Annotated in this window: 19 protein-coding genes; 11 read left to right on the top strand and 8 right to left on the bottom strand. The window is 63.4% G+C overall.

What is annotated here, in order from left to right; translation table 11 throughout:
* Positions 1–30: 30 nt before the first annotated feature.
* Genes APH44_RS00395 through APH44_RS00385 form a run of 3 tightly spaced genes read left to right on the top strand, consistent with a single transcriptional unit; the run spans position 31 to position 5656 of the window.
* Positions 31–1257: a TolC family protein gene (locus APH44_RS00395; RefSeq protein WP_054890705.1), complete on the top strand. Its 1227-nt coding sequence runs from the start codon at positions 31–33 to the stop codon at positions 1255–1257.
* 47 nt (positions 1258–1304) lie between these two features.
* Positions 1305–2510: an efflux RND transporter periplasmic adaptor subunit gene (locus APH44_RS00390; protein ID WP_054890704.1), complete on the top strand. Its 1206-nt coding sequence runs from the start codon at positions 1305–1307 to the stop codon at positions 2508–2510.
* A gap of 14 nt (positions 2511–2524) precedes the next feature.
* Positions 2525–5656, top strand: coding sequence for an efflux RND transporter permease subunit (locus tag APH44_RS00385; RefSeq protein WP_054890703.1), 3132 nt, complete (start codon positions 2525–2527; stop codon positions 5654–5656).
* A 27-nt stretch (positions 5657–5683) separates the two neighbouring features.
* Here APH44_RS00385 and APH44_RS00380 read toward each other — a convergent pair whose 3' ends face one another.
* Together APH44_RS00380 and APH44_RS00375 are read right to left on the bottom strand one after the other, a co-directional pair.
* Complete coding sequence (locus APH44_RS00380) at positions 5684–7006, bottom strand: MFS transporter (protein ID WP_054890702.1); 1323 nt, start codon at positions 7004–7006, stop codon at positions 5684–5686.
* 177 nt (positions 7007–7183) lie between these two features.
* Positions 7184–7867 (bottom strand): FadR/GntR family transcriptional regulator, encoded by a 684-nt coding sequence (locus APH44_RS00375; RefSeq protein ID WP_054890701.1) that lies wholly within the window; start codon positions 7865–7867, stop codon positions 7184–7186.
* A 278-nt stretch (positions 7868–8145) separates the two neighbouring features.
* On the opposite strand from APH44_RS00375, the gene APH44_RS00370 reads away from it, so the two are divergent.
* Genes APH44_RS00370 through APH44_RS00355 form a run of 4 tightly spaced genes read left to right on the top strand, consistent with a single transcriptional unit; the run spans position 8146 to position 10985 of the window.
* Positions 8146–8928: a transporter substrate-binding domain-containing protein gene (locus tag APH44_RS00370; RefSeq protein WP_054890700.1), complete on the top strand. Its 783-nt coding sequence runs from the start codon at positions 8146–8148 to the stop codon at positions 8926–8928.
* A gap of 22 nt (positions 8929–8950) precedes the next feature.
* Positions 8951–9616, top strand: coding sequence for an amino acid ABC transporter permease (locus tag APH44_RS00365; RefSeq protein WP_054890699.1), 666 nt, complete (start codon positions 8951–8953; stop codon positions 9614–9616).
* Positions 9617–10264, top strand: coding sequence for an amino acid ABC transporter permease (locus APH44_RS00360; protein ID WP_054890698.1), 648 nt, complete (start codon positions 9617–9619; stop codon positions 10262–10264).
* A complete protein-coding gene (locus APH44_RS00355) occupies positions 10251–10985 on the top strand; it encodes an amino acid ABC transporter ATP-binding protein (protein WP_054890697.1) in 735 nt (244 codons plus the stop codon). Before APH44_RS00360 ends, APH44_RS00355 begins: the two co-directional genes overlap by 14 nt.
* Before the next feature lie 22 nt (positions 10986–11007).
* Here the strand turns inward: APH44_RS00355 and APH44_RS00350 are convergent, their stop codons facing one another.
* The 3 genes from APH44_RS00350 to APH44_RS00340 all read right to left on the bottom strand — a co-directional run bounded on the left by APH44_RS00350 (position 11008) and on the right by APH44_RS00340 (position 13666).
* On the bottom strand, positions 11008–11784 hold the full coding sequence (locus tag APH44_RS00350; RefSeq protein WP_151924613.1) for a hypothetical protein: 777 nt from the start codon (positions 11782–11784) through the stop codon (positions 11008–11010).
* 174 nt (positions 11785–11958) lie between these two features.
* The gene (locus tag APH44_RS00345) at positions 11959–12849 is read right to left on the bottom strand and encodes a dihydrodipicolinate synthase family protein (protein ID WP_054890695.1); all 891 of its coding nucleotides are present in this window, start codon (positions 12847–12849) and stop codon (positions 11959–11961) included.
* A 34-nt stretch (positions 12850–12883) separates the two neighbouring features.
* The gene (locus APH44_RS00340; protein ID WP_054890694.1) at positions 12884–13666 is read right to left on the bottom strand and encodes an aldolase; all 783 of its coding nucleotides are present in this window, start codon (positions 13664–13666) and stop codon (positions 12884–12886) included.
* A gap of 151 nt (positions 13667–13817) precedes the next feature.
* Here APH44_RS00340 and APH44_RS00335 point away from each other — a divergent pair, with 151 nt between their 5' ends.
* On the top strand, positions 13818–14360 hold the full coding sequence (locus APH44_RS00335) for a helix-turn-helix domain-containing protein (RefSeq protein WP_054890693.1): 543 nt from the start codon (positions 13818–13820) through the stop codon (positions 14358–14360).
* A 10-nt stretch (positions 14361–14370) separates the two neighbouring features.
* Positions 14371–15150, top strand: coding sequence for an AraC family transcriptional regulator (locus APH44_RS00330; RefSeq protein ID WP_054890692.1), 780 nt, complete (start codon positions 14371–14373; stop codon positions 15148–15150).
* Between the two features lie 5 nt (positions 15151–15155).
* Here the strand turns inward: APH44_RS00330 and APH44_RS00325 are convergent, their stop codons facing one another.
* A complete protein-coding gene (locus APH44_RS00325; protein WP_054890691.1) occupies positions 15156–15740 on the bottom strand; it encodes a LysE family translocator in 585 nt (194 codons plus the stop codon).
* 262 nt (positions 15741–16002) lie between these two features.
* On the opposite strand from APH44_RS00325, the gene APH44_RS00320 reads away from it, so the two are divergent.
* Entirely contained in the window at positions 16003–17574 is a 1572-nt protein-coding gene (locus APH44_RS00320; RefSeq protein WP_054890690.1) for a TerC family protein, read from the top strand.
* On the opposite strand, the gene rarD is transcribed toward APH44_RS00320, so the two are convergent.
* Positions 17537–18424 (bottom strand): EamA family transporter RarD, encoded by an 888-nt coding sequence (rarD, locus tag APH44_RS00315; protein ID WP_054890689.1) that lies wholly within the window; start codon positions 18422–18424, stop codon positions 17537–17539. The genes APH44_RS00320 and rarD overlap by 38 nt on opposite strands.
* A 33-nt stretch (positions 18425–18457) precedes the next feature.
* Positions 18458–20044 (bottom strand): EAL domain-containing protein, encoded by a 1587-nt coding sequence (locus APH44_RS00310; RefSeq protein ID WP_054890688.1) that lies wholly within the window; start codon positions 20042–20044, stop codon positions 18458–18460.
* Between the two features lie 308 nt (positions 20045–20352).
* Between APH44_RS00310 and hppD the strand changes: the two genes are divergently transcribed.
* Positions 20353–21429 carry a 4-hydroxyphenylpyruvate dioxygenase gene (gene hppD, locus APH44_RS00305; RefSeq protein ID WP_054890687.1) on the top strand — a complete coding sequence of 359 codons (1077 nt, stop codon included), beginning with the start codon at positions 20353–20355 and terminating at the stop codon, positions 21427–21429.
* The last annotated feature ends 9 nt before the right edge of the window (positions 21430–21438 follow it).

Below are 21438 nucleotides of genomic sequence, written 5' to 3'. Positions count from 1 at the left end.
GCAATCGCCAGCCGTCGAGGACCCCAGACCGTGCCGTTCAAACCCTCCCGCTTCCTCGCCCTGATTTGCCTGCTGTCGGCCAGTGCTGTCGCCCAGGCAGGACAGGGCCTGACCCTGAACCAGGCGCTCGATGCGGCGTTTGCCGATAATCCGGACCTGGCTGCCGTGCGCCAGGCGCTCGGCATTGCCGAAGGCGAACGGCGCCAGGCGGGTCTGATACCCAACCCGGAGCTTTCCTGGGAGCGTGAAGACACTCGCCGCGATACCAGCACCACCACGGTCATGCTCAGCCAGGCGCTCGAGTTGGGTGGCAAGCGTGGCGCGCGTGTCGAGGTGGCCAAGGCCGGGCAGGATATCGCCCGATTGGAGCTCGAGCGCCAGGGCAATGGCCTGCGTGCCGATGTGACCCAGGCTTTCCATGCTGCACTGCGGGCGCAGACTGCGGTGGAGCTGGCCGAGCAGTCCAAGGCCTTGACCGAACGGGGCCTGCGGGTGGTAAAGGCGCGGGTTGCGGCGGGCCAGTCATCGCCGGTCGAGGCCACTCGCGCCGACGTGCAGTTGGCCCAGGCTCTGGCGCAACTGCGCCGTGCCGAAGCGGATCGCACGGTGGCCTGGCAGGCGCTGTCGCGCTTGATTGGCAGCGCCGATGTGGCGTTCACGCAGCTTGATGGCAACGGCTTGTTGCCTGGCCCGGTGCCACAGGCCGAGGTCTTGCTGGGCAAGGTCGAGCAGACCGTCGAGTGGCGCCTTGCGGCCGCGCAGATCGAGCGTGGAGAAGCCGCGCTGGGTTCGGAAAAGGCCCAGCGGATCCCCAACCTCACGGTCAGCCTGGGCAGCCAGTACAGCCGCGAGGACCGTGAACGGGTCAACGTGGTCGGGCTGTCCATGCCGCTGCCGCTGTTCGACCGAAACCAGGGCAACGTGCTGGCGGCCTCGCGTCGCGCCGACCAGGCCCGCGACCTGCGCAACGCAGTGGAACTGCGCCTGCGCAGCGATACCCGCAGCGCACTGAGCCAGTGGGCCATGGCCATGGCCGAGGTCAACGCCTACGACCGCACCATCCTGCCCTCGGCACGCCAGGCGGTAGATACCGCTACGCGTGGCTTCGAGCGCGGCAAGTTCGCTTTCCTCGACGTTCTGGACGCCCAGCGCACGCTGATCGAGGCCCGCGGGCAGTACCTCGACGCCCTGGCGTCGGCAAGCGATGCCCGGGCACAGATCGAGCGGATCTATGGCCAGCTGGATACCGGGCGCTGAGGCGCGGATCAAGCGTTCTACCTTCTTCATTTGCAGCAGGAGCCCCCATGAACACCACACGCACGTACGCCATCCTTGCCACCCTGGTCGCCGTGATCGGCGTCGGTGGGCTGGCCTGGACCGGCAATCTCGCCCCCGCAAAGACCAGCGAATCAGGCCATGACGAGCATGGCGATGACGGCCACGACCACGGCAGCGCGCCTGCTGCGTCCGGCGAGGAAGGTCACGATGAAGAGGGCGAGCTGCATCTTTCTGCAGCGCAGATCGAGGCGGCCGGGGTCCAATTGGTGACCGCCGGCCCGCGTGCCCTGGGTACGGCGATCAGTTTTCCTGGCGAGATTCGTTTCGATGAGGACCGTACCGCCCACGTGGTGCCGCGTGTTCCGGGTGTGGTCGAGTCGGTGCAGGCCGACCTCGGCCAGCCGGTCAAACGTGGCCAGGTGCTGGCGGTGATCGCCAGCCAACAGATCTCCGAGCTGCGCAGCGAGCAGCAGGCGGCGCAGCGGCGGGTCGAGCTGGCGCGGCTGACCTTCGAGCGTGAAAAGCAGCTATGGCAGGAGCGCATCAGCGCCGAGCAGGATTACCTGCAGGCTCGCCAGGTTTTGCAGGAAGCTGAGATCGCCTTGGCCAATGCCGGGCAGAAGGTTGCGGCCGTGGCCCCGGCGGGGGTGGGTAATCGCTACGAGCTGCGTGCACCGTTCGATGCGGTGGTGGTGGAAAAACACCTGACCGTCGGCGAAGTGGTGAGTGAGGCCAGCAATGCCTTCACCTTGTCCGATTTGAACCGAGTCTGGGCCACGTTCGCCGTGACCCCGCGCGATCTGGACAAGGTCACCAGCGGCCGCGCCGTGACCGTGAGTTCGCCGGACCTCGATGCGCAAGTCGAGGGCACCATCAACTATGTCGGCAACCTGCTCGGCGAGCAGAACCGCGCTGCCACTGCCCGCGCCACGCTGGCCAACCCCAAGGGGGCCTGGCGCCCCGGGTTGTTCGTCAATATCGCGGTGACCGTCGAGCAAGCAGCGGCGGCCGTGGTGGTCCCACAGATTGCCCTGCAGACCCTCGAAGAGCGCAGCGTGGTGTTCGCCCGCACCCCTGATGGCTTCCAGGCGTTGCCAGTCAAGACTGGCCGCCGCGATGGCGGCTTCGTCGAAATCACCGAAGGCCTGGCACGCGGCACCCAGGTGGCGGCGGCAGGCAGCTTTGTCCTCAAGTCCGAGCTGGGCAAGGGCTCGGCCGAGCACAGTCACTGATCCGGGAAACCCTCATGTTCGAACGCCTGATTCAATTTGCCATCGAGCAACGCCTGGTGGTGATGCTCGCCGTGGTGCTGATGGCTGCGGTGGGCATCCACAGCTACCAGAAGCTGCCGATCGACGCGGTGCCCGATATCACCAACGTGCAGGTGCAGATCAATACCGCTGCACCAGGCTATTCGCCGCTGGAAACCGAGCAGCGCATCACCTACGCCATTGAAACGGCCATGGCCGGCCTGCCTGGGCTCAAGCAGACCCGTTCGCTGTCGCGTTCGGGTTTGTCGCAGGTGACCGTGATCTTCGATGACGCCACCGATATCTTCTTCGCCCGGCAACTGGTCAACGAGCGCCTGCAAGTTGCCCGCGAGCAGTTGCCCGAGGGCATCGAAGCGGGCATGGGGCCCATCTCGACGGGCCTGGGGGAGATCTTCCTGTGGACGGTCGAGGCCCGGGACGGTGCACTCAAGGAGGACGGTACGCCCTACACCGCCACCGACCTGCGGGTGATTCAGGACTGGATCATCAAACCTCAACTGCGCAATGTGCCGGGGGTGGCCGAAGTCAACAGCATCGGTGGCCACGCCAAGCAGTACCTGATTGCACCGGATCCCAAGCGTCTGGCGGCCTACAAGCTCACGCTCGATGACCTGATCGCGGCGTTGCAGGGCAACAATGCCAACGTCGGCGCGGGCGCCATCGAGCGCAACGGCGAGCAGTTGCTGGTGCGGGCGCCGGGGCAGGTGGCGTCGATCGAGGACATTGCCAACATCGTGATCTCCAGTGCCGATGGTGCGCCGATTCGTGTCAGCCATGTGGCCCAGGTCGGCCTGGGCGAAGAACTGCGCTCGGGAGCTGCGACCGAAAATGGTCGCGAGGTGGTGTTGGGCACGGTGTTCATGCTGATTGACGAGAACAGTCGCACGGTGTCCCAGGCCGTCGCGGCGAAGCTTGCCGAGATCAACCGCAGCCTGCCCGAGGGCGTGGTGGCGGTTACGGTGTACGACCGTACCAACCTGGTGGAAAAAGCCATCGCCACGGTGAAGAAGAACCTGCTCGAAGGCGCCATCCTGGTGGTCGCCGTGCTGTTCCTGTTCCTGGGCAACATCCGTGCAGCGTTGATCACGGCCATGGTCATCCCGCTGTCGATGCTGTTCACCTTCACCGGTATGTTCGCCAACAAGGTCAGCGCCAACCTGATGAGCCTGGGGGCGCTGGACTTCGGCATCATCGTCGACGGTGCGGTGGTGATCGTCGAGAACGCCATCCGTCGACTGGCCCATGCCCAGCACAAGCACGGGCGCATGCTGACCCGTGCCGAGCGCTTCCATGAAGTGTTCGCGGCTGCCCGCGAGGCACGCCGACCGCTGATCTACGGGCAGTTGATCATCATGGTGGTGTACCTGCCGATCTTTGCCCTGACCGGTGTCGAAGGCAAGATGTTCCACCCCATGGCGTTCACCGTGGTCATGGCGTTGCTGGGGGCGATGATTCTTTCGGTGACCTTCGTGCCGGCAGCGATTGCGCTGTTCGTCACAGGCAAGGTCAAGGAGGAAGAGGGTGTGCTGATGCGTACGGCTCGCCAGCGTTACGCCCCGGTGCTCGCCTGGGTACTGCGTCGACGCAAGCTGGCCTTCGCTGCTGCCGCAAGCCTGGTACTGCTGTCGGGTGTATTGGCCAGCCGCATGGGCAGTGAGTTCATTCCCAGCCTCAGCGAGGGCGACTTCGCCCTGCAATCGCTGCGCGTGCCGGGCACCAGCCTGAGCCAATCGGTGGACATGCAGCAACGCCTGGAACGGGCGATCATCGCCCAGGTACCCGAAGTCGAGCGGGTGTTCGCCCGCACCGGGACCGCCGAGATCGCCTCGGACCCGATGCCGCCGAACATCTCCGATGCCTACGTGATGCTCAAACCGCGTGAGCAGTGGCGCGATCCAGGCAAACCGCGCGAAGCGCTGATTGCCGAGGTGCAGCAGGCTGCCGCCAGTGTGCCGGGCAGCAACCATGAACTGTCGCAACCCATCCAGCTGCGCTTCAACGAGCTGATTTCCGGGGTGCGCAGTGATGTGGCGGTGAAGGTCTTCGGCGACGACATGGACGTGCTCAACGCCACGGCGGCGAAAATTGCCACCACCTTGCAGCAGGTGCCGGGGGCATCGGAGGTGAAGGTCGAGCAGACCACCGGGCTGCCGGTACTGACCATCGACATCGACCGCGACAAGGCGGCACGTCACGGTCTGAACGTTGCCCAGGTGCAGGATGCGGTGGCCATCGCTGTCGGCGGGCGCAAGGTGGGGACGCTGTATGAAGGGGACCGGCGCTTCGACATGGTGGTGCGCCTGTCCGAGGCCCTGCGCACAGACGTCGACGGCCTGGCGAACCTGCTGATACCGGTGCCGGCCAGTGCTGGCGCCACTCAGATCGGCTTTATCCCGTTGTCGCAGGTGGCAACCCTCAACCTGCAATTAGGGCCGAACCAGGTCAGCCGCGAGGATGGCAAGCGTGTGGTGGTGGTCAGTGCCAACGTACGTGGCCGCGACCTGGGCTCGTTCGTCGAGCAGGCCGAGCAGAGCCTGATCGACCAGGTGCAGGTCCCGCCTGGGTACTGGACGCGCTGGGGTGGGCAGTTCGAGCAGTTGCAGTCGGCTGCCGAGCGGCTGCAGGTGGTGGTGCCGGTTTCACTGCTGCTGGTGATGGCGTTGCTGCTGATGATGTTCAACAACCTGCGTGACGGCTTGCTGGTGTTCACAGGCATTCCGTTTGCCCTGACCGGAGGGGTGCTGGCCCTGTGGCTGCGGGATATTCCATTGTCGATTTCGGCAGGTGTCGGGTTCATCGCGCTGTCGGGGGTGGCGGTGCTCAACGGCCTGGTGATGATCGCCTTCATTCGCAGCCTGCGAGAAGAGGGACGATCGCTGCGGGTGGCGGTCGAGGAGGGCGCGTTGACCCGTCTGCGGCCGGTACTGATGACCGCGCTGGTGGCGTCGCTGGGGTTCATCCCGATGGCGTTGGCCACCGGCACGGGCGCCGAGGTGCAGCGGCCGCTGGCGACAGTGGTGATCGGTGGGATCCTGTCGTCGACGGCCTTGACCTTGCTGGTGTTGCCCGCACTCTATCGCTGGGCGTACCGGCGGGAGGAAGATTGAGATGGCTACCAGCCGGCTCCGGTGATGTCAGACCGAGGCTGGCTGGCTCCCCAGCGATTCCTCATGCAGGGAGATGCGTGAAGTCTCCGGTAGCGCCAGCCCGCCAACCAGCGCCACCAGGGCGATAACCACCAGGTAGAAGGCCGGCGCAAGGCTGCTGCCGGTCTGGCCGATAAGCCAGGTCGCCACCAGCGGCGCGGTGCCGCCGAAAAGTGTATAGGCGACGTTGTAGGTGATGGCCGAGGCGGTGTAGCGGGTGCGGGTCGGGAAGCTCTCCGACAGCAAGGCCGCGGTGACCACCCCGCTGGACAAAGCGCCTACCGCCAGCAGGATCACTCCCAGCAACGCGCCCGCCATCGAGCCGGAGCTTGCCAGCCAGTAAGCCGGGAACACGCAGACCATCACCCAGAGGCATGTGAAGCCAATGGTCCGGCGGCGTCCGATCCAGTCGGAAAAGGCACCTGCCAGCGGGCAGCCAGCCGCTGCGAACAGCAGCGCCACGGTGGTGACCAGTAGCGACTGGGCGCGGCTGAGGTTGCCGACCAGTTGCAGGTAGGTGGCGAAGTAGGTGGTGAACATGTAGAACGACAACGCCGTCAGTGAGATGAACGCGCCCAGGTTGCGGATCGCCCGGCCATGGTGGCGCAGCGTTTCCTTGAGTGGCGAATGTTCGTGCTCGCGGCCCTCGGCGATGGCTTCGCGGAAGGCCGGTGTTTCCTCCATGCGCCAGCGCAGGTAGAGCCCGACCAGACCCAGCGGCGCGGCGATCAGGAAGGGCACGCGCCAGCCCCAGCTGTTCATGGCGTCCGGCGTCAGGCTGGCTTCAAGGGCATAGGCAATGACCGCCGCGCAGGCGAATGCCGAGAAGGTCGAGACCGGCACGAAGCTACCGTAGAACGCACGTTTTTCCCGAGGCGCATGCTCCATCAGGTAAGCGCAGGCCCCGGCGTATTCGCCACCGGCGGAAAAGCCTTGCAGGCAGCGCGCCAGGGTCAGCAGTACGGGCGCGGCGATGCCGATGCTGGCGTAGGTCGGCAGCAGCCCGATGAGCGTGGTGGAGCCCGCCATGAGCAGGATGGTCAGCGACAGGATGCGCTTGCGTCCCAGGCGATCGCCCAGTGCGCCGAACACGATGCCGCCCAGCGGACGCAGGGCGAAGGCCACGGCGAAGACGGCGAAGGTCTTGAGCAGGGCGACGCTGGCGTCCTGGCTGGCGAAGAACTGGCTGGCGATCAGTGTGGCGAGAAAACCATATACCGCGAAATCGAACCACTCGACGAAGTTGCCGATGGCCGAGGCGGCAATCACCCGACGCAGGGTGGCGGGGGATACCTCATGGGATACAGACATGCGAATGCTCTCCGGTTGTCATAGGCAGCCTGGCGGGGGTGGACACGGTCGAGCCGTGTCGTCTCGTTGTCAGGGCCAGTAGAGCGGAGGGCGGGGGGCGGTGCATCCTTGAGGGCGACACCGGGATATCTGTTTCAACCGGTAATCTGTCGCGAACCAGCGCACGACAGTCCTCGCTCAGACGGCAAATACCACCCCGGTACGCGAGGCAGCATTGCGGATATGCTCCTGCATCGCTCGCTGCGCCCCGGCTTGCGACCTGCGCTCGAGGGCCTTGAGGATCTTGCGATGTTCCTGCCAGGTCTCCATGGCTCGTTCAGGGCGAATGAACGGCAGCTTCTGGCTCTCCAGGAAAATTTCCTGGCTGGTGGTGATCACCTGCAGCATCGCCTGGTTACCGCAGGCCTGCAGCAGCAACTGATGGAACTCGAAATCGAGGCGCGCCGCCTGCTCGAAGCGCCCGTTGCGCAGCTCCTGGCGCATGGCCTCGACATTGGCCTGGAGCCTGTCGATGTGATCGGCGGTCAGGGCCAGCGCAGCCTGCCCGGCGGCGAAACCCTCCAGCGCATAGCGCAGTTGGAAGGTATCAGCCGCCGACACCTGTTCGGCATAGGGCCAGGAAAATCCGCTGGGTGTCGGGCTCTGCACGAAGACGCCTTTGCCCGGCTGCACGCTCACCAGCCCCAGTGCACTGAGCGACGACAGCGCCTCGCGCAGTGAGGCGCGGCTGACACCAAGCCGTTCGGCCAGGTCGCGTTGCGAGGGCAGGGCATCGCCCGGCTGGTAACCGCCTTCATCGATAAGCTTGCGGATGGCCTGCAGTGCCAGTTCCGGGACGGCGCGGGGGAGGGTGTCGAGCATGCTGTTCAGACCAGTCAGAGGGCTATGACGCTGACGTTTTACGGTGAACGGACCGTGCTGGCAAGCGTTGCGCCAACCTGGCGCAGCCCCTCAAGGCCCTGCACGAAAGCGGGGCGCATTGCGGTGCAGAGGACGACCATGCGCTGCAACTGTTCAGACCAGTAAGACCTTGCAGTCACGGGCCTGGCAGCGTTTCGCAAAGGGGTTGGGCGCAGACTGGCATGCCCCCTGCAATGGCCAGGTCAGTCCCATCACCCGAGTTCCTGCGAGGCCTACCCATGACGTTCCGCTCCCTGCTCCTGGCAACCCTGTTCTGTGGCACCTCCTTGGCCCTGCCGTTGGCTCAGGCCGACGCGCTGGCCGATATCAGTGCCCGTGGCGTGCTCAAGGTGGCCGTGCCCCAGGACTTCCCGCCGTTCGGTTCGGTCGGCCCGGACATGAAGCCCCGTGGCCTGGATATCGATACCGCGCAACTGCTGGCCGACAAGCTCGGTGTGAAGCTGGCCCTGACCCCGGTCAACAGCACCAACCGCATCCCGTTCCTGACCACGGGCAAGGTCGACCTGGTGATCTCGAGCCTGGGCAAGAACCCTGAGCGTGAGGCAGTGATCGACTTCTCGCAGCCCTACGCACCGTTCTACCTGGCCGTGTTCGGACCGGCCGAGGCGAAGATCGATGACATTGGCGCGGTCGCCGGCAAGACCATCAGCGTCACCCGCGGCTCGATCGAAGACATGGCCCTGACCGCCGTGGCGCCCAAGGATGCGGTGATCAAGCGCTTCGAAGACAACAACTCGACCATCGCTGCCTATCTTTCCGGGCAGGTCCAGTTGATTGCCAGCGGCAGCGTGGTGATGTCGGCCATCGCCGAGAAGAACCCGGCCAAGGTGCCGGTGGTGAAGGTCAAGCTGAAGGACTCGCCGGTTTACGTGGGTGTGGCCAAGAACGAGGCGGCGCTGCTGGAGAAGGTCAATAGCAGCCTGGCCGCGGCGAAGGCCGACGGTAGCCTGAACCGCAATGCCGAGAAATGGCTCAAGCAACCTCTCCCTGCCGATCTTTGAGCGGCTGCGGACAAATCTAGCCATGGCTTATCAATTCGACTTCGCCCCCGTGCTCGCCCAGGGTGACCTGCTGCTCAAAGGGGCCCTGTTCACCCTACAGCTGACCGCCATCGGCACCGTGCTCGGCCTTGCCATCGGCGTGATCGGCGCCGGTGTGCGGGCCTGGCGCCTGCGCCCGTTCGACCTGCTGTTCGGCCTGTACGTGGAACTGATCCGCAACACGCCGTTCATCGTGCAGCTGTTCTTCATCTTCTTCGGCCTGCCCGCGCTGGGCGTGCGGCTGAGCGAATGGGAGGCGGCAGTGCTGGCGATGGTGATCAACCTGGGGGCCTATTCCACCGAGATCATTCGCGCCGGCATCCAGGCGATTCCCAGGGGGCAACTGGAAGCCGCAGCGGCCCTGGCCATGAGCCGGTTCGAGGCGTTCCGTCACGTGGTCCTGCGGCCTGCGCTGGCCAAGGTCTGGCCGGCGCTGACCAGCCAGATCGTGATCGTCATGCTCGGCTCCGCAGTCTGCTCGCAGATTGCCACCGAGGAACTGTCGTTCGCCGCCAACTTCATCCAGTCGCGCAACTTCCGTGCGTTCGAGACCTACCTGCTGACCACCGTCCTGTACCTGCTGATGGCCATCCTCGTGCGCCAGTTGCTGAGCTGGATCGGGCAGCGCCTGCTGATGGGGAAACGCTGAATGGACTTCACCTTCTGGGACATCCTGCGCAACTTGCTGACGGGCCTTCAATGGACACTGGCCTTGTCGCTGGTGGCATTCGCCTGTGGCGGCCTGGCCGGGTTGCTGGTACTGATCGGGCGCATTTCCGAGCGTGCACTGCCAAGGCGCCTGGCCCGTGGATACATCGAGCTGTTTCAGGGCACACCGCTATTGATGCAGTTGTTCATGGTGTTCTTTGGCATTGCGCTGTTCGGCATCGACGTCTCGGCATGGATGGCGGCGGCGATCTCCCTGACCTTGTTCACCAGTGCGTTTCTCGCCGAAATCTGGCGGGGTTGCGTGGAGTCGATTCCACGTGGCCAGTGGGAGGCCTCCGGCAGCCTGGCGCTCAGCCGTATGGAGCAGTTGCGCCACGTCATCCTGCCCCAGGCACTGCGCATCGCCATCGCGCCGACCGTGGGCTTTTCGGTGCAGGTGGTCAAGGGCACGGCCGTGACCTCGATCATCGGCTTCACCGAACTGACCAAGACCGGCGGCATGATCGCCAACGCCACCTTCGAACCCTTCATGGTCTATGGCCTGGTCGCGCTGGGCTATTTCATCCTCTGTTATCCGCTCTCGCTGAGCGCCCGTTATCTGGAAAGGAGGCTGCATGCCCCTGCTTAGAGTGTCCGCGCTGCACAAGTACTACGGCGACAATCACGTGCTCAAGGGCGTCGACCTGAGCATCGAAGAGGGCGAAGTGGTCGCCATAATCGGCCGCAGTGGCTCGGGCAAGAGTACCTTCCTGCGCACGCTGAACGGCCTTGAGTCGATCAGCGACGGGGTGATCGAGGTGGACGGTGAATACCTCGACGCCAGCCGTGCCGACTTGCGCGCCTTGCGGCAGAAGGTCGGGATGGTGTTCCAGCAGTTCAATCTGTTCCCGCACCTGACCGTGGGCGAGAACGTGATGCTGGCGCCGCAAGTGGTGAAGAACACCGGCAAGGCGCAGGCGCGTGAGTTGGCCGAGCGCATGCTGGCCAGGGTGGGGCTGGCGGAGAAGTTCGACGCCTACCCGGATCGCCTCTCGGGCGGGCAGCAGCAGCGGGTGGCGATCGCCCGCGCGCTGGCGATGTTGCCCAAGGTCTTGCTGTGCGACGAGATCACCTCGGCGCTGGATCCGGAGCTGGTCAATGAGGTGCTGGGCGTGGTGCGACAACTGGCCAGCGAAGGCATGACCCTTATCATGGTCACCCACGAGATGCGCTTTGCCCGTGAGGTGGGCGACAAGCTAGTGTTCATGCATCAGGGCAAGGTGCATGAGGTGGGCGATCCCGGCGAGCTGTTCGCCGCTCCGCGTACCGCGGAGCTGGCGAACTTCATTGGCATGACGGTACCGACCTGAAGGCCGCGGGACCAGACACAGCCTAATCACGGCCGACTTTCCAGGGCGCGTACTCGAGCAGCCCGTTACCGGCGAAATTGCCATGCGCGTCTGGCGCGAACCCTGGCATCTGCCCCAGGTCGAGGTTCAGGCACTGCCGGTTGAGCCGGGCCTGGAGGGCTCCGTCCATGCGAAACGCGTCCTTGCGCACCGGGTGCGGAGCAAGCTCAACCAGGCAGCCTGTTACCCGGCCTGCGGCATCTGCCTGGTAGCGGATCAGGGCCAGGCCTACGCTGTCGACTGGTTCATCGCGCATCAGCGTCCGCCACAGAAACTGATTATCGGCATGCTGCTGGCGTCGTTGCTGCTCACGCTCCGACACATAGGGCGGCCTGAGCAGGACCAACGGCGCGACCAGTTGCACCTCTCCCTTGTCACCCTGCATCCCGGCGGGCACTTTGGGGTAGACAGTTTTCCAGCACTGGCTCTGGACGGTACTGGCCAAGAGTTTGCGGTCGGTGGCGGTCATGTCTTGAGGGAACTGCACGGCCAGGCTCGCCTTGGCACGATGGGTACTGCAGGCGATCGGGCGGCTGTCGCGATCCAGGGTGACTTCCAGGTTGAGCACTCCAGCCATCTGGCCGCCGGTGGCAGCCAGCATGTCGTGGTGCAGCATGCCCATGGTCTGCTCGATGAAGGCCTGGCGAGCCTTGGGGTCGACAGGTGGCGCAGCGTCGGCCTTGGGCCCGCTCTGGCAGCCACCGAGCAGCAGGATAGTGGCAAGGCCGAGCAATGCAAGGGACAAGCGTGGATCTGGCACGAACACATCCTTGATAGCAGGACGGAACCGTCATGGTCCGTTTTGGAGGGGCAGCATATCGAACGGACGAGCTGAGGCAAAATTCAGGGTTGGCGAAGATTTTTCAGGGTGTTGCGGGCCCTTCCGAGCCCGCAGCCACGAGAATCATGGCACAACCATCAATCTTTTGGGCTTTCAACGATCCTGCAAGTCGTGCAGCAGATCCTTCAGCACGCCACGACCCTGCTCATCCAGCCCGAACACTGGCCGCCGCGGCTCGCCCACTGCCAGCCCGGTCATGCCCAGGCCGGCCTTGATGGTGGCCGGCAGACCGCCTTTGAGAATGAAGTCAAGCAGCGGCAACTGACGATAGAACAAGGCTTTCGCCTGCTCGAGATCGGCATTGCGCACGGCTTGGTAAAGTTGCTGGTTCAATCCTGGAATCAGGTTGGCCGCAGCGGTGCACCAGCCCTTGGCTCCGGCCACGAAGGCCTCCAGCGCCAGCGGATTGCAGCCGTTGTAGAACGGCACCTGGCCTTCACCGAGCAGTTGCAGCCTGTGCATGCGCTGGATGTCGCCAGTACTCTCTTTGACCATGGTGACGTTGTCCACCTCGCGGACAATGCGCAGGATCAGTTCCACCGGCATATCAGTGCCGCTGGTGGCGGGGTTGTTGTAGAGCATGATCGGAAGGTCGATGGCGGTACCGATGCTGCGGTAGTGCTCGAGGATCTCGCTTGGGCTGAGCTTCCAGTAGGCTGACGGCAGCACCATCACCGCATCGGCACCGTGCTGCTGGGCGAAGCGGGCGCGGCGGATCGCGCCAGCGGTGGTCAGGTCGGAGACGCTGACGATGCTGGGCACGCGTTTGGCAATGCGTTCGAGGCTGTATTGAGCGACTTGATGCCATTCGCCGTCGCTCAGGTAGGCGCCTTCACCGGTGCTGCCCAGTGGGGCGATTGCGTGTACGCCGCTGTCGATGAGGCGATCGATGGACTGGCCCAGGGCAGGCAGGTCGAGCTGTTCGCCGTCCTGGCTGAACGGGGTGATGGTGTAGCCGATGATACCGTGGAATTCTGTGGTCATGATGGGTGGCTCCGCAAGCAAGGCATTCAGGGGGTCAGTCAAGGCAGTTGGCGTGTTTGCGCAGGCTCTGCCGGGCGAAGTAGTTGAACGAGGCGCCGTGGCGCTTGGGGCGGTCGATCCAGTCGTGGGCTTCACGACCAAGCTGCGGGTCGATGGGTTTGATGCTGCCGGCGGACATCGCCAGCAGCTGCAGGCGCGCGGCGCGTTCGATCAATTGGGCATAGACGCAAGCCTGCTCGATACTGGTGCCGGTGGACAGCTGGCCGTGGTGCGAAAGCAGGATGGCGCGCTTGTCACCCAGGGCCTGGCTGATGATCTCGCCTTCTTCGTTGCCCACCGGTACGCCAGGCCAGGCGCCGAGGAACGCGCAATCGTCGTACAGCGGGCACAGGTCCATGTGCGAGACCTGCAGCGGCACCTCCAGCATCGACAGGGCGGCAACGTGGGTGGGGTGGGTGTGGATGATGCAGTTCACATCTGGCCGGGCGCGGTACACCCAGCTGTGAAAGCGGTTGGCGGGGTTGGGCATGCCTTGGCCTTCGAGCACCTCCAGGTCTTCGTTCACCAGCAGCAGGTTGCTGGCACTGATCTCATCGAAGCCCAGGCCCAGTTGCTGGGTGTAGAACGTGCCAGGTTGCGGGCCACGGGCGCTGATCTGCCCGGCCAGGCCTGAATCATGGCCATGGTCGAAGAGAATTCGACAGGTCAGGGCCAGCTTTTCGCGTACAGTCCACGTATTATCGGCGAGTGAGCCTTGCATCTGTGCCAGCGCTTTGTGCACCAGTTGCTCTTTGCCGAGTGTCAGGGTGTTGGCCATGGGGATATCCTCTGTGGCGTGCTGATGATGCCAGTGCTTGCCCGCCCCGCTGCTTTGATCGGGAGAGGGGCGGTCAATTACATGACACAAAACAATCTACATGACACAAGGTGTCATTAGCAAGGCCGTTCACACGGGAAAACCGCGCCGCATGTCTATCCGCTTGAAACTGCTGAGAAAGAAACTGGGCATTACCCTGGAGGTGCTGGCTGAGAAATCCGGCATGACCAAGAGCTACCTGTCGAAGGTCGAGCGTGGGTTGAACACCCCTTCGATCGCGGCGGCGTTGAAGCTGGCCAGGGCATTGAACGTCAATGTCGAAGAATTGTTTGCCGAAGATCACACTCTCCAGGCGCGCTACAGCCTGGTGCGCAGCGGTGAGCGCCAGGCCCTGGTAGGTGATGGTGCAGGCCCGGGTTATACGGTGCTGACGTCACAGATCGGGCAGCGCAGCCTGTTACCCTTTCTTGTTCAGCCACCCCGAGATTTCAGTGATCCCACGTTCAAGGAGCACCAGGGCGAGGAATTTCTGTTCGTCCATGCGGGCCAGGTCGAGGTCGATTTCATGTCTGAGCGGGTCTTGCTGGAGCAGGGCGATGCCCTGCATTTCAACGCGCAGACACCGCATCGGCTGCGCTCGGTCGGTGAGTGCCAGGCGCAGTTGCTGGTCGTGGTACAAGGCGGTGAGGCATGAGGCGCGGACGATGATCGAAGTGTCGCGGTTCTGGCGCGATCCAGCGCTGCCCTTCGTCGAGGCGCGGCGGGTGGGAGATGGGCGCCAGGTCTGCTATGGCCCGCATTCGCATGAAGGTTTTTCCGTGGGTGTGGTGACGGGCGGGCGCAGCAGCTACCTGTCCGGCGATACCTGGCGCGAGCTTTCGGCCGGCGCCACGGTGTTGATGAACCCCGGTGTGGTACATGCGTGCAATCCGATCAAGGGTGAAGTCTGGTCGTACCTGATGTTGTACGTCGACCTGCCCTGGCTTGAGGCGCAGGGCTTCGTCCTGCCCCAGGCCACCTACAGCGAGTCGCCAGCGCTCTATGCGCGTCTGTTGCAGCTCTTCGCCGGGCTGTTCGATGGCGATACCGACGTCAGTGAAACGATGCTGAAGGCGTTCTTCAAGGCACTGCCGGGATACCTCGAGGCAGCGCCCGGCGCGCATTCGCAGGCACATCCGCGTCTGGAGACGGCAGCGGCCTTCATTCGTGCCCATCGCCTCGACCCTTTGAGCCTTGACGATATCTGCGCCGCCGCTGGGTTGTCGCGGGCGTATCTGATTCGCGCGTTCCGCCGACGCTTTGGCTTGACGCCCCATGGGTATCTGGTCGACCAGCGGGTACAGCACGCACGGGCGCAGTTGCGTCGCGGACGCGGGATTGCCGAGGTGGCGCTGGAGGCAGGCTTTGCCGACCAGGCGCATCTGCAGCGGGCTTTCAAGCAGCATCTGGCCGCCACGCCAGGGCATTACCGCAGCGGCGGTTGAGCGCGCTAGCCCAGTACCAGGTACACCGCGCTGGCGACCAGCAGTACCGCCAACCCGCGATTGAACAGGCGCATGCGACGTGGGTTGCCCAGGTACTGACTGATCACGCTGCCAGCCCACGCCCAGCTGGCCACCGAGACGAAGCAGATGGGGGCATACAGCCAGGTGAACAGCCACAGCAGTTGCTGGTCGCCGCCGGTGTAGGCGCCGATTCCGGCCACTGAAGCCAGCCAGGCCTTGGGGTTGAGCCACTGCATCACAGCACCGTGCCAGAACGACGGCGCCTGCGTCTGATGGCTGGCGTTCAGCTGGCCGTTGTCGCTGGACAGCTTCCAGGCCATGTACAACAGGAACAGCACCCCACCCCAATGCAGCACGCGACTTAGCACTGGCCAGCGCAGCAGCACTTCATGCAGCCCCAGGCCGATCAGTACCAGCAGCAGGCAGAACCCCAGGCTGGCACCTGCAGCATGGCCCAGGCTGGCACGCAGCCCATGACGTGCACCACTGCCGAGGGCGACTATATTCACAGGGCCAGGAGAAATCGAGGCCGCCAAGGCGAAGGCGGCCATGGACAGTGACAGGCTCATGAAGGGCTTCCTTGATGTCGAATGAGGTCACGCATCCTGCCTCACCTTTGAGGCCGTGGTATTGAATGAAAGTGCTCAATCGGAGCTGTTACAGCTTTTGTAATAGTTTCACACTGTCAGGAAAACCTGCTTCGATTGTAGGATCACCTTCCCAAATTTCTTTCAAGGTATTTATGAGCACCTTCGCGGAGCCCCCCAGTCTTCGGCCGTCCTGGCCATCCTTTCCGCGTCTTCGTGACGTTTCTCCCGAGAGTACCCGCTAATGGAATGGCTAGCTGACCCCACGGCCTGGCTAGGCCTGTTGACGCTTATCGTCCTCGAGCTGGTGCTGGGTATCGACAACCTGGTGTTCATCGCCATCCTCGCCGACAAGTTGCCGCCGCATCAGCGCGACCGTGCCCGGGTGATCGGTCTGACCTTGGCACTGCTGATGCGCTTGGGCCTGTTGGCCTCCATCTCGTGGATGGTGACCCTGACCGCGCCGTTGTTCGAGGTCTGGGGCAAGAGCTTCTCTGGCCGTGACCTGATCATGCTGTTCGGTGGTGTGTTCCTGTTGTTCAAGGCCACCATGGAGTTGCACGAGCGCCTGGAAGGGCATGTGGCCCAGAGCACCGGCGCTGTGCGTCACGCTGCCTTCTGGCCCATCGTCGCGCAGATCGTCGTACTCGATGCGGTGTTCTCGCTGGATGCGGTGATCACGGCCGTTGGCATGGTCGAGCAGCTCTCGGTGATGATGATCGCAGTGATCTTCTCCATCGGTATCATGATCGTTGCCAGCAAGCCGCTGACCCGTTTCGTCAACGCCCACCCGACGGTGATCATGCTGTGCCTGGGCTTCCTGATGATGATCGGTTTCAGTCTGACTGCCGAAGGCTTGGGCTTCCATATCCCTAAAGGCTATCTGTATGCGGCTATCGGTTTCTCGATCCTGATCGAGCTGTTCAACCAGGTGGCTCGGGCCCGCCGCAAACGCAGCCTGCAGCAACACAAGCCGCTGCGCGAGCGCACGGCGCATGCTGTACTGCGCTTGCTGGGTGGGCGACGCATCGAGGCCGATGAAGTGGGCGAGGAGATCGCCGACCTGGTTGAAGGGGGGGAAGAGCATGTGCTGTTCGACCGCCGCGAGCGGGTGATGATCAGCGGTGTGCTGAACCTGGCCGAGCGACCGATACGCACCGTGATGACCGTGCGTACCGAGGTCGATGCCATTGATCTGGCGCTGTCGGATGAAGCCATTACGCAGGTCCTGGTCAACTCGCCATACTCTCGACTGCCGTTGATTCGTGACGGTCGTATCGACGAGCCACTGGGCTTCGTGCACAAGAAGGAGTTGCTCAAGGAGTTGCTCTCGGGCAACCAGCCAGACCTTGAGAGCATGGTGCGTACACCGCTGAACCTGCTGGAGGGTTTCAGTATTCTCAACGCGCTGGAACAGATGCGTGGTCAGTCCACCCACATTGCCTTCGTGGTCAACGAATTTGGTGATTTCACCGGCGTACTGACCATGACCGACATCCTCGAGTCCATTGCTGGCGAATTGCCGGATGCCAGTGAGGTGGAAGGGCCGGGGATCGTCGAGGAGTCGGGCGGTTTCGTGGTCAGTGGTGCCCTGAACCTGAGCCAGGTTCAGGCGCGTACCGGCTTCGTCGCCCGCGCCACCGAGGATTACCAGACCCTGGCGGGCTTGGTGATGAGCCTGCTGGATCGCCTGCCGGTGGTAGGCGATCGACTGGCCTGGAACGGCTGGACCATGACGGTGGTGGCGGTGGAGGAGAGGCGGGTGCGCCAGGTGCGTCTTACACCGAGCGACGACGCTGACGCAACAGGTGCTTGATGCCTTCGAGCACCAGCACCAGCACCGCAGCCCAGATCGGCAGGTAGGTCAGCCACTGGTCAGGCGCGATGCTCTCGCCCAGTAGCAGGGCTACGCCGACCAGCAGCACCGGTTCGACGTAGCTGAGCAGGCCGAACAGACCGAACGGCAGCAGGCGACTGGCGAGCACGTAGACGATCAGCGCCGAAGCGCTGATCGCTCCCAGCAGTGGGATCAGGGCGTACAGGCCTGGATGTGCAGCCAGGTCGGCACTCGACAGCGGGCCTTGGATCACGAAGTACAAGGCCCATGGCAGCAACAGGCACATGTCGCACCACAAGCCGCCCAGGTGGTCGGTGCGGCAGCGTCGGCGCAGCACGAAATAGATCGGGTAGCCGATCACAACCACCAGCGTCTCCCAGGCGAAACTGCCATGCTGGTACAGCTCGTGACCAACGCCAAGCGCGGCGCAGCCTACCGCCAGCTTCTGCAAGCGTGACAGGCGCTCGCCATAGGCCACTCTGCCGGTCAGGACCATGGCCAGCGGCAGCAGGAAATATCCCATCGACACCTCAAGGCTACGCCCGTGCAGCGGCGCCCAGAGGAACAGCCATAGCTGGATACCCAGCAGCCATGACGTGCCGACCATGCCCAGTAACAGGCGAGGCGTCTGGCGAACGCGCGCCAGCAGCTCGCCGACATGCTTCCAGTCCTTGCTGAGCAGCATGAACAAGGTGAGGCACGGGAGGGTCAGCAGGGTGCGCCAGCCGAAGATCTCCTCGCCGTCGAGCGGTGCGAGCATGGAGGTATAGAAGTACATCACGGCGAACAGACAGGATGCCATGACAGACGAGATGATGCCTTTTGACACGAAAGCCTCGGTTGCAGAAAGTAAACGGACGAATCAGCCGGGCATGATCTCAGGGGGGACGCCCTGGGGCAACCGCAAGCTGGCAGGCTGTGCAGCGAGCGCCTGAAGGAATTCTTCAAGCGGCATTGGCCGGGCGTAAAGGTAGCCCTGCTGGAAATCCACCTGTTGTCGCGCAAGGTAATCACGCTGAACGTCGGTTTCCACGCCCTCGGCGACAATGCCCAGCCCCAGCTTGGTCGACAGGTCGATGATGGTGTCGAGGATGTGCTGCGACAGTGCATCGCTGCCGATCATGGCGACGAAACTCTGGTCGATCTTCAGGTAGTCGATCTTGAACTGCCGCAGGTAGTTGAGGCTGGACTGGCCGGTGCCGAAGTCGTCCAGGGCAATCATCACGCCCATCTGGTGAAGCTTTTCGAACAGCTCCAGGGTGATCGGCGTCGCTTCGATCAGTTTGCGTTCGGTCAACTCCAGGGTCAGGATCACCCTGCCAGGTGGGAAGTGCTGGAGAAAGGTGCGGCAATCGTCAAGCAGTCCCAGGTCGCGGCAGTGGTCGGCGGTGATGTTGATGCCGATGTGGAAGCCGTCCTCCATCAGCGCCGAATAGGGCGCCAGGCCTTGCGCGGTAAGCAGCATCAGGGCACGGGTCATGGGCACGATCTGCCCACTGTGCTCGGCGTAGGGGATGAACAGGTCGGGGCGCACCAATCCCTCGTGCGGGTGTTGCCAGCGCATCAGTACCTCGGCGCCGGCCCAGCGGTAGTCACCCTTGCGCACCACCGGCTGAAAGTATGGGATGAACTCGTTCGCCTCCAGCGCCCGGTTCAACTCGGCCCTTGACGACGAGGCACGTCGCAGTTGCCAACGACAGGCCAGACCGATCAACGCGCCAATGACCAATAGAAGGCCCAACAGCGCCGGATACTGGCTGCGCAGCACTTCCATCGGTTTGTCCGGACCATAGCCACCGTGGACGCTGAACGGGTAGCGTGCCGAGTATTGAGAGACGTGTGCGCTGGCGGCTGTCGGAGGGGTGCCGGTATGCACGAGGCCGTCGGCACCCAACCAGTGCCTGCCTATCTGAATCCCCAGCGTTTCGTCATCGGCAATCAAGCGCAGAGCCGTGAGCAGATGGTCGCCATCGACCGTGGCGATGGCTCCGCGGCCCTCCTGACCGGTGCGATACACCAATAGGGGATGGCCGGGCGTGATCGAATTGCCATCCATCAGCCACAGCTGACCTTCGGTGTAGTCGAGGGGGTTGACCGGTTCGTCGTAATCGCCCAACAGCGAGGAGCAATACAGGGTGTCGTGGTTGAACAGGTTGGTGGAGCGTACGAACGCATTGCGCGTCACCTGCTCGCGCAAAGCCAGTGTGACTTCGCTACACGGGCGTCCGGCCAGAGGCAACAGCGCTTGCGCCGCCGTGGAGACACCATCCAGGATACGCTCCACATGGTTGACGACCTGCTGGACGGTGGCCTGGCTGTTGTCTCGCAGATCGCGTTCGATCTGCCAGTGCATGATCGCCAGGCCGCACAGTATTGGCAGTGTGCCGACCGCCCAGGGCAGCAGGCGGCGCCAGCTCCAGCGAGCAGGGCGTTTAACCGTAAGAGGCATGCGGGTCTAGACTTGTATGACTGGTGGTTGCACAAGGATAGCTCGGACCTTCGGCGGAGTACCGAACTAATGCGCGACAAAGGAAATTACGCACTGTAGAATCAGTTTACGAATACAAGAATAAGGTCTTTCCCTTCTGGAAAGCCGACCCAGCCGAGACCAGGTTCATATGGCATATCACGGGTTCAAGCTTCTCTATGGCGATTTCCTCTCCCGCAGCGTGAGGGGTATTCCCTGCTCACCACCTCGTCTGTCCGACATCCCAAGCGTTTGACACCGTTTTTTTTGCTGTAGATGAGGACACGAACATGGCTGATATCTTCGACAACCCGATGGGCCTGATGGGCTTTGAGTTCATCGAATTCGCTTCGCCCACTCCTGGCGTGCTGGAACCGGTATTCCAGGCATTGGGCTTCACAAAGGTGGCCACTCACCGCTCCAAGGATGTCCACCTTTATCGCCAGGGTGGCATCAACCTGATCCTGAACAACGAGCCCAAGAGCATCGCTTCCTACTTTGCTGCCGAGCATGGTCCGTCCGTTTGCGGTATGGCATTCCGCGTGCGCAATGCGCATGAAGCCTATGCCCGCGCACTGGAGCTGGGGGCTCAGCCGGTGGAAATCGAAACGGGCCCGATGGAGCTGCGGCTGCCAGCGATCAAGGGCATCGGCGGTGCGCCGCTGTACCTGATCGATCGTTTCGAGGAAGGCAGCTCGATCTATGACATCGACTTCAACTTTATCGAAGGCGTCGACCGCAATCCGGCAGGCGCGGGGCTGAAGATCATCGATCACCTCACGCACAACGTCTACCGTGGGCGAATGAGCTATTGGGCAGGCTTTTACGAGAAGTTGTTCAATTTCCGCGAGATCCGCTATTTCGACATCAAGGGCGAGTACACCGGGCTGACCTCGCGCGCCATGACTGCGCCGGACGGCATGATCCGTATTCCGCTGAACGAAGAGTCGTCCAAGGGCTCGGGCCAGATCGAAGAGTTCCTGATGCAGTTCAATGGAGAAGGTATTCAGCACGTGGCCTTCCTGACCGACGACCTGCTCAAGACCTGGGATGCTCTCAAGGCCATCGGCACGCGTTTCATGACCCCGCCGCCACAGACCTACTACGAGATGCTCGAAGAGCGCCTGCCGGGGCATGGCGAGCCCGTCGATCAGCTACAGGCTCGGGGTATTCTGCTCGATGGTGCGTCCGCGCCTGGCGACAAGCGCCTGTTGCTGCAGATCTTCTCGGAAACCCTGCTGGGGCCGGTATTCTTCGAGTTCATCCAGCGCAAGGGCGATGATGGCTTTGGCGAAGGTAATTTCAAGGCTCTGTTCGAGTCCATTGAGCGCGACCAGGTTCGGCGCGGCGTGCTTAGCGTCGACTAGCCTTGTGAA

This window comes from Pseudomonas sp. NBRC 111143 (assembly GCF_001320965.1).
Lineage (GTDB): Bacteria > Pseudomonadota > Gammaproteobacteria > Pseudomonadales > Pseudomonadaceae > Aquipseudomonas > Aquipseudomonas machongensis.
This window is presented reverse-complemented; position numbering and strand designations above follow the sequence as displayed.